General features: G+C 42.0%; 11 protein-coding genes. 1 reads left to right on the plus strand and 10 read right to left on the minus strand.

What is annotated here, in order from left to right:
• Positions 1–4: 4 nt before the first annotated feature.
• The 9 genes from WAZ74_RS02090 to uraD all read right to left on the minus strand — a co-directional run bounded on the left by WAZ74_RS02090 (position 5) and on the right by uraD (position 8,440).
• A complete protein-coding gene (locus WAZ74_RS02090; protein ID WP_422305290.1) occupies positions 5–652 on the minus strand; it encodes an anthranilate synthase component II in 648 nt (215 codons plus the stop codon).
• Positions 653–688: 36 nt separating this feature from the next.
• Complete coding sequence (locus WAZ74_RS02095; protein ID WP_422305293.1) at positions 689–2,107, minus strand: anthranilate synthase component I family protein; 1,419 nt, start codon at positions 2,105–2,107, stop codon at positions 689–691.
• 65 nt (positions 2,108–2,172) lie between these two features.
• On the minus strand, positions 2,173–2,448 hold the full coding sequence (locus tag WAZ74_RS02100; RefSeq protein ID WP_422305295.1) for a Trp family transcriptional regulator: 276 nt from the start codon (positions 2,446–2,448) through the stop codon (positions 2,173–2,175).
• A gap of 270 nt (positions 2,449–2,718) precedes the next feature.
• Positions 2,719–3,555 carry a bifunctional allantoicase/(S)-ureidoglycine aminohydrolase gene (locus tag WAZ74_RS02105; protein ID WP_422305297.1) on the minus strand — a complete coding sequence of 279 codons (837 nt, stop codon included), beginning with the start codon at positions 3,553–3,555 and terminating at the stop codon, positions 2,719–2,721.
• A 212-nt stretch (positions 3,556–3,767) separates the two neighbouring features.
• The gene (locus WAZ74_RS02110) at positions 3,768–4,328 is read right to left on the minus strand and encodes an ureidoglycolate lyase (RefSeq protein WP_422305299.1); all 561 of its coding nucleotides are present in this window, start codon (positions 4,326–4,328) and stop codon (positions 3,768–3,770) included.
• A gap of 412 nt (positions 4,329–4,740) precedes the next feature.
• Complete coding sequence (gene puuE / locus WAZ74_RS02115) at positions 4,741–5,733, minus strand: allantoinase PuuE (protein ID WP_422305301.1); 993 nt, start codon at positions 5,731–5,733, stop codon at positions 4,741–4,743.
• Positions 5,734–5,966: 233 nt separating this feature from the next.
• A complete protein-coding gene (locus tag WAZ74_RS02120) occupies positions 5,967–7,301 on the minus strand; it encodes a urate hydroxylase PuuD (RefSeq protein ID WP_422305303.1) in 1,335 nt (444 codons plus the stop codon).
• 208 nt (positions 7,302–7,509) lie between these two features.
• Positions 7,510–7,878, minus strand: coding sequence for a hydroxyisourate hydrolase (uraH, locus tag WAZ74_RS02125; RefSeq protein WP_422305305.1), 369 nt, complete (start codon positions 7,876–7,878; stop codon positions 7,510–7,512).
• Between the two features lie 40 nt (positions 7,879–7,918).
• The gene (gene uraD, locus WAZ74_RS02130) at positions 7,919–8,440 is read right to left on the minus strand and encodes a 2-oxo-4-hydroxy-4-carboxy-5-ureidoimidazoline decarboxylase (protein WP_422305307.1); all 522 of its coding nucleotides are present in this window, start codon (positions 8,438–8,440) and stop codon (positions 7,919–7,921) included.
• 302 nt (positions 8,441–8,742) lie between these two features.
• Between uraD and WAZ74_RS02135 the strand changes: the two genes are divergently transcribed.
• Positions 8,743–9,408, plus strand: coding sequence for a TetR/AcrR family transcriptional regulator (locus WAZ74_RS02135; RefSeq protein ID WP_422305309.1), 666 nt, complete (start codon positions 8,743–8,745; stop codon positions 9,406–9,408).
• A 359-nt stretch (positions 9,409–9,767) separates the two neighbouring features.
• On the opposite strand, the gene WAZ74_RS02140 is transcribed toward WAZ74_RS02135, so the two are convergent.
• Positions 9,768–11,180, minus strand: coding sequence for a uracil-xanthine permease family protein (locus tag WAZ74_RS02140; RefSeq protein WP_422305311.1), 1,413 nt, complete (start codon positions 11,178–11,180; stop codon positions 9,768–9,770).
• Positions 11,181–11,796 lie beyond the last annotated feature (616 nt).

The following is an 11,796-nucleotide window of genomic DNA, read 5'->3' on the forward strand; positions in this document are numbered from 1 at the left end:
ATATTTATACCTGCAATAAAAAGTTCGTGAGCAAACGCTTGGCCCCTTCAGTCGCAAATGATTCAGGATGAAACTGTACGCCTTGAATCGGATAGTCTTTATGCTGTAGTCCCATTATCTCATCACCTGCTAGCGCTGCATCAGTCAAGCTTAGCTCAGCATGCTCATTACTGGCAACGACAGCTGTGACCGTCAAACAATCCGGTAGCGTATCTGCTTGTACCATCAATGAATGATAGCGCATGATTTCTATTTCTTGCGGCAAATCGTTATAAACGGCTGCGCCATCATGGCGAATGGCTGAGACTTTGCCATGCATCGGTACACTAGCACGTATCACGTCACCGCCAAATACATGAGCGATACCCTGCATACCTAAGCAGACGCCCAATAGCGGCGTCGTCTTACCCATCACCTCAATCACTTCGGCACAAATACCAAAATAAGCAGGATCATCAGGTGCGCCAGGACCGGGTGAGATGATGATTCGGTCAAGATTCATCGCCTGTACATCTGCTAAAGTAATCTCGTTATTGCGTTTAACGATGACGTTAGATTCTTTATCACCGCCCATCGTTTGCAAAATCTCACCAATATATTGATAAAGATTAAAGGTAAACGAGTCGTAATTATCGATAATTAAAACATTCATGGGTCATAAACTCTTTGATAAATTATATATATTTAATTACGGCTGCATAAAGCTGTCTAATACCACTTTCATCGCAGAAAGCTTACGCTGAATTTCTAAATATTCATCCGCAGGATTAGAGTCGTAGACATTGCCGCCACAGGTTTGTGCGTAGGCGGACTCGCCATTAATGAATAAGCTGCGGATAGGAATGGCAAAAATACAGTCACCGTTAAAGTTAAAGGATCCAAGCGCACCGCCATAAGCACCACGACCATCTGGCTCTAGCTCATTAATGACTTTGATTGCTTCAACTTTTGGTGCACCTGACAAGGTACCAGCAGGGAAATTGCTAGCAAGGGCGCTAAACATATCCTCATCAGGATGTAGAATACCGACGATTTCAGAGGAGATATGCTGTACGTGTGAGAAGCGTTTGATATCCATTAAATTACGCACTTTTACGGTACCAAATTGTGCGACGCGCCCAATATCATTGCGATGCAGATCGACCAGCATATTGTGCTCAGCAATCTCTTTGGCATCGTTGAGTAATGCTCTAGCAAGTTGACGGTCTTCAGCCACGTCGATGCCGCGCTTTGCCGTGCCGGCGAGCGGATACGTTTCCATCTCGCCTTGACGCAAGCGAAACAGCAATTCAGGCGAGGCACCTATAATGCACTGCTGAGCAAACTTCATAAAATACATGTGCGGTGATGGATTGACCGCACGCAGCTTTTCATAAATCGGCATCTTATCGCCAGCAATACGATATTTGGACTTAAAGCCAACTTCACACTGAAAGATACGCCCAGAGATGATGTCTTCTTTGACTTGCATGACGACTTTAGCGTGCTCTTCTTGACTCATGCCATCACCCAAAAACTGAACGGTGGGTGGCTCATAGCTTGGAATTGGTGCATCAAGTAACGCTTTGATTTGTTCGATACGGTTGTCTTGCTGAGCGGTTGGGTAATAGAAATAGAAAATTTCACCCGTCATCTTATCGAGCGTCAAGCCATCTAGATAGACGCCGAATTTAAACGGCTCAAAATCATCGCTAGGCTTCGCATTGACACTTGGCTCAAAGAAATTGACACTGTCGTAACCCAAGTAACCAACCAAACCACCGCTTTGCTCACGGGCAATGACGTGCTGTGGCGTGATAGTACGTAGCAGCTGATAGGGGTTTTCTGTCTGATAATGTTTGGTTTCAGCGCTTTTATTATCGGTAATGGCAAGCGTCGTGCGGTCAATCGCTGCAATAGTCATGACTGGATCAAAACCAATAGCATGATGGCGTGACATATGACTGTCTTCGCCCAAGGATTCGAGCAAATAACAGGTGTCGAAAACCCGTTCAATCCGTTTAAATAAGGCGAAAAAATCAATATCTTGCGTCAGCTTTATCCGCTGCGGCTTGCTTGGAATATCAATAGCAACAGGTTTGTCATGTTGGGGCTTAAAAGAGGTCATAACGAGGTCCAAAGTAATTCAAATAGGTAGTGCTAAAATAAAATCAGGAATTGTTGGTTAATGCATTAAGAATCTTGTCTGTGGGTCGTGAGCAGTGCACTGACATCGTGAATTTGCATGGCCTTGGCACCGCGAGAGACCGTGGCAATACCGACGCCTAACTGCTCAGATATTTCACGTTGGGTAACGCCGCGCGCTAATAAATCAAAAATACGAATACGATTGGCAATCTCAAATTGCTCTTTATCGGTTAGTAGCGCATTGAGCAGCATGTCGATATCGGTGCTGTCATGACAATTGGCTAAATGGTTTAATAAGCTGCGATAGGGGTCAGTACTCATAATATTTAATCTTCATAAAAAAAGAGATAATAGCTATCTTGTTTCAGTATTCTAGTACAGTAGTACATAAAAAACAAGTAAAGTGATTAATATTTTAGCATTGCTTGATTAAAGCGCTGTTTAAAAACATTCAATTCAGCATAAAAATAAAAAGCCAGCTAATCGTAATTAGCTAGCTTGATTATTAAAAATTTTGGTAGTGTTCTAAAAACTAATAAATGATCTATTCGAATGAACAATTATGACTTTATATTGTTTATTCTAGATTATTTATCTTACTGGACGAATAAACGGCATATGACGATTCACGTCTTTATATAGTAAGTATCTAAATGGACCAGGTCCGCCGGCGTAACAAGATTGTGGGCAGAATGCGCGCAGCCACATAAAGTCACCTGCTTCAACTTCTACCCATTCACCGTTTAAGTGATAGACGGCTTTACCTTCTAATACATACAAACCATGTTCCATCACATGCGTTTCATCAAAGGGAATCACGCCACCTGGCTGGAAAGTCACAATGTTTACATGCATGTCGTGACGCATATCAGACTGCTCTGTAAATCGAGTGGTTGTCCATACGCCGCCTGTGTTTGGCATCTCAATCGCTTCAACATCGTGATCGCTTGTTACAAAGGCTTCAGGCGCATCGATACCGTCTACAAATTGATAAGCTTTACGGATCCAATGGAATTTAACATGTTTGTCGCTATTGTTTTTCAGCGTCCATTTGCAGCCAGGTGGTAAAAATGCATAACCACCTGATTCAAGATGATGAGACTCACCTTCAATAGTGATATCCATTTCGCCTTCAACGATGAATACAACACCTTCGGCATTTGCATCTAGCTCAGGTTTTTCTGAGCCGCCATTAGGCTCTACTTCGACGATATATTGTGAAAAGGTTTCAGAGAAACCGGTAAGTGGACGTGCAAGCACCCACATGCGCATGCCTGTCCAAAACGGCAGATAGCTAATAACAATGTCGGTTAGTACACGTTTTGGAATAATCGCATAACCTTCGGTGAAGATAGCGCGATCTGATAGTAATTGTGTTTGTGGTGGTAAGCCGCCTGTAGGTGCGTAATAAGTACTTTTAGTTGACATGATTGGATTTCCTTGTTGTCTTCGTTAAAACAGAGTGTTGTTTCTCTAAAAATCTTGATAATTATTCTAGAGAATTTTATTTAATATTCTTTTATATCGATTGTTGCTATGTCTGTTGCCAGTGAGCTTTTTAGAGCGCAATAAAATTAGAGTACAGTCAAATTAAAGCATCATCAAATTAAAGCACAATCAAAATACTATTTATTTAACTTCTAAACAGCATTTTCCTTTGCTCTATTTGACTTAGCTTCCTCAGCAGAGACATCAACGCAAACTTCCCAATCATCAATTTCGAACTCATGGCAGTTATTACCATCACCATTGATACGATCGACTACTAAGAAATCACAATCCGCTTTTAGCGCCAGTAGGGGATGATGCCAAACATTGGCATCGTACTGTACACCTTGATACGAACGGGCATAAAACACTTCTAAATCATCAACTGATTTTGGTGGCTCGCCAGCTTTTGCGACAACAACGATATAGTCTGTGCTATTCATAGAAAAGAAGGCTTGGCTACCAAACGGATGGTATTCCATCACTGATAACGTAATCGGACAATCGCGTCTTTTGGTACGAAAAATACTAAAACCGACTTCTCCGCCGTCATTTTGAACTTTTGAGATAGAATCATGGCGACAGGCAAAGCCGCGATTGATATCCCAACTGTTTTCAGGACACTTTTCTTGATCATCATAAGGCTCAATCACTGAGCCATAAGGCGCAAAAGCAGCTTTGGTTAAAGGTTGCGCAATTATTGTGGTTTTCATAAGTTCACCTTTATGTTAGTTAGCAATATCATTTATTCAGCTATGTTAGCAACTTATTAAGTGATAGACCGTCAGTGGTCGATAGCGGTATTATATTTTTATTCGTGGTTTTCATTCCTGAGCTTTTTCTAGCGCTGCACGATTATGATAGTCAGGCAGTTTGTTATTTATAATAACAAATAATTATAGTACCGAACAATCAAACCCAGTGTCAGTGTCGCTAGCACTTACTTATTTAAACGAGGGAAACACAGGACACAAGAGATGATTTTGGCGCAATGAAACAGCTGAGGTATAAAAACTGCCTTGAGCGTATCATCCGTTCGCTTACGTAGTTGCTATACGTATGTGCTTGTGAATATGATGATACGTCTGATGATTGTTATATTCAGTATAGCTACATCCAGTATAGCTACATCCAGTTGGCGGTGTTATCAGCCGTAGCTGGATGGTTTTCATACCAGTGCTTAGCGATTTCATCGCGGCGACAGATCCAAACATCGGGTTTGCTGGTGATGTATTGTAAAAATTGTTTGAGCGCTTTGATGCGACCAGCACGACCGATAATGCGGCAATGCAAACCAATGGTTAGCATTTTAGGTTGGTTTTTACCTTCTTTAGCGCCTTCTTCATAAAGAGTATCGAAGCTGTCTTTTAAATACTGATAAAAAGGTTCGGCATGGGTAAACCCAGGGCTTGAAGAAAAACGCATGTCATTGGTCTCAAGCGTGTAGGGGATGACCAAATGCGGTTTGCGGGCAATCTTATTACCTTCTTCTACTTTAACGTTGAGCCAGTACGGGAGCTCATCAGCATAAGAGTCAGAGTCATAAATATAGCCGCCTTGTTCTGCGACCAGCTCGCGAGTATTTGGGCTATCGCGACCGGTATACCAGCCAAGAGGCTGACTGCCGACCATACGCTCAAAGATTTCAGTGGCGCGGCGTACATGCTCACGTTCAGTTTCGCGGTACATATATTGATAGGTAATCCAGCGCAGGCCGTGGCTTGCAATCTCATGACCGTCTTCTAATATGCGCTCGACGATATGCGGTGTTTTTTCAGCAGCGGCAGCACAAGTAAAGGTAGTAATGGGCAAACCATATTCTTTAAAGGTGTCTAATACGCGCCAAACGCCGACACGGCTACCGTATTCAAAGGCTGATTCAATCGACTGGTGACGATTGGTAAACTCTGGCGTGCCTAAAACGTCTGATAAAAAACGCTCTGATTGACCGTCACCGTGAAGCACACTATTCTCTGCGCCTTCTTCGATATTGAGTACAAACTGTACGGCTATTTTAGCGCCACCTGGCCAATTGGCTTTGGGTGGATTGTCGCCATAGCCTTTCAAATCACGCGGATAGCTCGCTTGATCAAAGTCGCTGGTTATTTTTTTTGTCATTGTCATTATCCTAGATAAACTAAAGCTGGATGAAATAAGATTAAGCTGGGGCAGGGGATACCGTTGTTGCTTGGGCAGTAATCATTGAATGATACATATCGATAAAATTAGATGTTGGTAACGCTGAATTTTATGGACATCAGCGTTACCAATAATGAGAACATTTTCTTTATAACCATCTTTTATAAATATCGTTTTTATAATCACTGCTTTAAGCATTGAGACCGTATTTACTATAACCCTGAAGCGTAAGCGACTATCTGTTGACGTTCTTCATCGCTTAGCTGAGTGATATTACCTAGTGGCATATAGCCACTTTGTACGGCAGTCACAATCTTAGCTTTATGAGTCTTCATGTCTTCAGGGGTTTGGATGATAATACCCGCTGGCGGCGCATTAAATCCAGCCTGTGTTGGTTGTGCCATATGGCAAACGCTACATTTTGCTTGTACCACTTTTATGATAGCGTCGTCAGCTGAAGCAGCAACAGGTACCACTGCAGCAGTCGTATCTGTACTAGGAGCAGCAGCAGTAGCAGGTGCTACGGCAGCTGGCTCTCCGGCTACAGCAGGTGGCGTATCTGTCGGTGCTGGTGCAGTCGTCTCTGCTGCAGAAGCCACAGGTATGACAGGAACTGGTACTGGCTCAATAGGTGCTGGACGCATCCAAATAATCAGTAATATGGTTGCTATCGCAGGAATCACTAAGAATTTTGGTCTGCTGCGACCCAAGTGTTTTTCGTTGAAATAATGACGAGCCGTTGCCGTGATGATACCGACGAATACCAATACCAACCAACCATGCGCATGTGAATACATCATTGGATAGTGATTACTAATCATGATAAAGATGAGCGGTAGGGTAAAGTAGTTATTCATCAATGAGCGGTTTCTGGCCATCAATGCTAAATCTGCTACTTCTGGACCTGGTTTCACGCCACGACGTACACAATCTACGAGTGCACGCTGAGCCGGCATAATACCAAAGAAGACGTTACCTGCCATGATAGTACCTAAAATGGCACCGACATGGATAAAGGACGCGCGATCACTAAATAGCTGATATGAGCCCCAAGTGGCAATAATCATTAGTACAAAAATAGTGACACTAAAAGCCAGTTTATTTTTGCCGACATTGCTACGTACAATGACTTCATAAATAAAGTAACTACCGAATAAGAACAGTAGGCTGGTCGAGATAGCACCAACGTTGCTACCAAAATCAACTTTGCTCGGATCAATCAAGTAAGCCGTCGCATTGATGTAGTAAACGATAATCAGCATCGCCATACCGGTCAGCCATGTGGTATAGGCTTCCCATTTGAACCAATGCAAGGTTTTTGGCATAGATTCAGGTTCAAGCTTGTATTTGGCAATCTCGTAGAAACCACCACCATGCACTGCCCAAAGATCGCCTGAAATGCCTTTTTTAGCTTTCCATTCTGGTGGCTTCTGAAGACTCATGTCTAGCCATACGAAGTAAAATGATGCGCCAATCCACGCTACACCAGCGATAACGTGAAACCAGCGGAAGAATAAGCTTAGCCAATCGAGAAGATATGCACCCATGTTGTCAATGTCCTTTTATATTATTATATCTTGGTAACTCGTAACGACTTTTGCTCACCTTCGTTATTATAAAAGATTGTGATACAACGTAGCGATACCAGCATTATTTATTTGGTCTTAAAGCTCTGACCTCACTGTCAGAGCTTTAAAGTTTCCAGCGCTCGTATAGCCTTATTCTTATAAGGCTTTGAGTAATAAAGCTATAAAATTATGATCCGCGATAAGTGCCGTAGCCGTGAGCGCTAAGTAGTAGTGGCACATGGTAGTGACCGTTATCTTGTATCATAAAATCGATGACCACTTGCGGATAAAATACTGTTAGTTTCTGTGCATCAAAATACGCTTGGGTATCAAAAGTTAGCGTATAACGGCCGATATCTAAATGATACTCGGCAATATCAATTTCTGGATTAAATACCCAACCGTCGGTAGTCACGCGACCGTCAGCGTTAGTAATACCATTGGCCAATAATGACGGCTCGCCGCTGGCGCTCACGCGATGTAGCGTCACAGCGATATCAGCGGCAGGCTTGCCAAGATGGGTATCTAAAATATGTGATGAAAGAGTACCTGACATGATAATTCCTTTTATATATGTTGGTCTAATTGGGCAAGATTTAAGCGTCGCTTAGCAGTTTTTGTAAGCGCAAACGCGTGATTTTATTTTGCTCAGTGGCTGCATTCAATAGTTCTGTATCACGATCGTTTGGCATGCGCGCTTTCAATAAATCCAGCATTTGCTGGGCGCTTTTACCTGTGGCAAAGACGATAAAGATAAAGCCGAATTTATCGAGATAATCTTGATTACCTTGCGCCAACGCTTCAATCACTGCGTCATCAGCGTTATTGGCACCTGATTGCTCATGAGCGGCACTGTCTTGCGTATTGCGGTATTTTTCTTTTAATGAATCGACATTGCCAATCTGTGGATGACCATCGAACGCTTCTAGCAAATTGTCTTCTTCGGTTTGTGCTTGTTGCCATGCTGCATCGCTAGAGGTAAGTAGCGCGTCTATATCCTTAAAAGGACGTCCGCCTACTAAATTATTCGCCCAGCTGGTGCTGGTACAACAGGTCAATAGTTGCGAGGTCGCATCGGTTTGCGAGAGGGCATTAAATTGAGATAGTGATAAGCTCACGGTAACATCCTTGTTTTTTGATACAGCATTTTTGCTTAGTATGAATTTACAGCGAAAGCATCACGTCTCTTGATTATATAAATCAGAAGTAAAAAACTCATGCTAAAGTGGTATCGGTTGAGTGGTAATTGGTTTAATATTAACCATTCTGCTTAAACCTGACCAAATGGTCAACTACTTTATGCAAAATAATTTCTATTATTGACTATATTTCATGAAATTGGGGCGACAATTTACTGTCTGTCCTAATAATATACTGGGATATGGTCGTTTATTCACCATAATGTCTAACGGCTCATTCCATGACTCAAAACCATAAAGCAAATGCATCTACTTCTTCTGAGAATACGGTTCATCGTAATCAGCAGGATATTCGTGCACAAAACCAAGCGGTGATTTTGATAGCCGCCGAAGAAGAGTTTGTGCTACAAAGTTATCGTGGTGCCACGATGCAAGGTATCGCCGATCGAGCAGGGCTACCAAAAGCCAATATTCATTATTACTTTAAAAATAAGAAAAATCTTTATAAAGTTGTGTTGCGTTCTATTATTCAAGAATGGAATGAAGGGCTAGTGACGATGACAGTGGATAGTGATCCAAAAACCGTCATCGAAAAGTTTGTCCGTACCAAGTTACATCAAGCGTTTGCGCATCCAAATCGCCATAAGCTGTTTGCCCTTGAGGTCATCGGCGGCGCACCGCATTTACATGATTTTATGTCAAGCGTTATGAAAGACTGGGCGCTTGATAAAACACAGGTGATGAAGACATGGCACGAGCAAGGCAGAATTGGTATTGCTGATCCGCTTCAGCTATTGATTTTAATTTGGGCAACGACCCAACGCTATGCAGAATTTGAAACTGAAATCGTCGGCTTAATGCAAAAAGATGCCTACGATGAGCAAGATGAAGCCCGTGCAGCTGATTTCTTAGTACCGTTTATCTTACGCGGTTGTGGTATTGAATAACGTTGTGGCATTAAATAAAACAGTGGTATTTCATAGAGTCATAGCTTAGCGATAATCAATAGCTTAGCGATAAATTGCTGCTATGACGTTTGGCTCTTACTGTCTTGAGCAACGCTTAATAGCTTGAGACGCCTTTAAGTCTATAACCGTTTTGCCAGTCTTAGCCAGCTTTGTTTAGACCTATAACATTAATTCAGGGTCAATGCGTTTGATATAACTATACGTATATAAAACGACTTTAATCATAGCCGCTTTATTAAGGCTGGTGTAATTAAGGCTGGTGTGATTAAGACGGAAATAAAGACTCAGCAGAATATTCTGCTGAGTCTTTATTTTATCTTATCAATAACAGTGCTTTCTTAAGAGGCTTTTTTCAGAAGGTTTATCTGTTCTTCAACTTTAGCATTTTGCTCTGGTGTATCGTATTCAGACCCATAGTTTTTCGGTAAAATCATATCAAGAGTGATAGCGACCACACCTGCCATGGTTACGGCCGAACCAAAGATATTACGGAATAGCTGCGGCGTTTGGGCGAATACATCAGGGACAAAGGCAATACCCATTGCTAAACCTAGCGTGGTCGCAATAATCAAGATATTACGATGGGTAAAGTCAACCGTTGATAAAATGCGAATACCGGCAGTGGCTACAGTCGCAAACATCAATAGCGTGACGCCGCCAACGACCGGTTTTGGTAGTTGGGTAAAGATAGCACCAAGGACAGGGAACAGACCCATCGTGAAGATGATAGCAGCGACATAAAGACCCACATAGCGACTGGCAATACCGGTCATTTGAATCACGCCGTTATTCTGACTAAAGGTCGTCACTGGGAAAGTGTTAAATACGGCAGCAATCAAAGAGTTGACACCATCCCCTAATACACCGCCTTTAATACGTTTTTCGTATACCGGACCTTTAATAGGCTCGCCTGAAATCATCGAAGTCGCCGTTAAGTCACCTGAGGTCTCAATACTGGTGATGACATACATAAAGGCGATAGGAATAAAAGCCTGCCAGTCAAAGCCAAAACCAAATTTAAAAGGGACTGGGATAGTCAGTAAAGGGGCTTCAGAGACTAATGAGAAGTCAATACGTCCCATAAATAACGCTGCAATCAAACCTAGCATCAGACCGATAAAGATGGCACTAGAGCGAATGACTTTGTTATCGATGATACTAATCAGTACCACACTTACCAGCACACCGCCGCCCAGTAGTAGGTTTTCCATACTACCGAAGTTCTCAGCACCAACGCCGCCTGCCAAATCGGTCAGACCGGTTTTGGTCAATGACAGACCAATAGTCACAATGACGCAACCAGTCACGATAGGGCTCATCAACGATTTGAGCCTAGTGATGAACTGACTTAAGAATATCTCAATAAATGCGCCAAGGAATGAGACCCCAAAGATGACAGAGAGAATCTCATCTGGACTACCGCCTTTGTTTTTTACCACAAAACCAGCGGCAAGTACGGCGGCTAAGAAACCAAAGCTGGTGCCTTGTAATGCCATAAGGCCGGACCCTACCGGACCAACCTTACGCGTTTGAATAAAGGTTGCCACCCCAGATACCATTAAAGACATGCTGATGAGGTAGGGGATGTGTTCACCTAAACCTAAAGCACCGCCAATGATTAATGATGGGGTAATAATACCGACGAAAGCGGCAAGTACGTGCTGTATTGCGCCTAAAAATGCTTTTGCAGGGGCAGGACGGTCATGCAGTCCATATAATAAATCGGGATTCCCTTGAGTATTTTCACTCATCTTAACTTCCTTGTGAAGTGAGTTTTAGTCCAAGCTCTGTGCAGACAATGAAGCAAATTTTCGAATAAAAAGAGAAGAGAGACAAATTGCTAACTCTCTGAAAATTTACATTTCTCATCTATCTACCAAAGAGTTGTCCTTATCCTTATGTTAATAAATACAAGCAAATAGCTGCTTTTTAATCTGACTAATAGCTTTTTCTTAATCTCACTAATAGTCATGATTGTAAACCTGACTAATTAGTCAACTATCTAAGGGTATAGGCAAACGACCATCTATTGCAATGACTTTTTTATATAACAGGTTTATTTATTGAATATAGCTAATGTATTAGCGCAACTTGTTGGTGGCTAAAATCACTACGAGCGCAGTCCCTTCAAGGTTTACATAGATAATAGAGATGAGGTCAAAAGCATACATAGTTTATCGATATAAAATTTCTAATATTAATTATTGCCAAATTGTTAATACTTCGTTATTATGCCTGTCATTATTTAAACGCTAATCATTATCATTAACATTAATAATGTTATTCGCATATCTAGCTTGATTGTTATTTAAATACCAAGCTTTTTTAAAGGTTGTCTTGGCAAAGACCATGAATACATAATTTTTA

The organism is Psychrobacter sp. (assembly GCF_049295055.1).
Taxonomy (GTDB): domain Bacteria; phylum Pseudomonadota; class Gammaproteobacteria; order Pseudomonadales; family Moraxellaceae; genus Psychrobacter.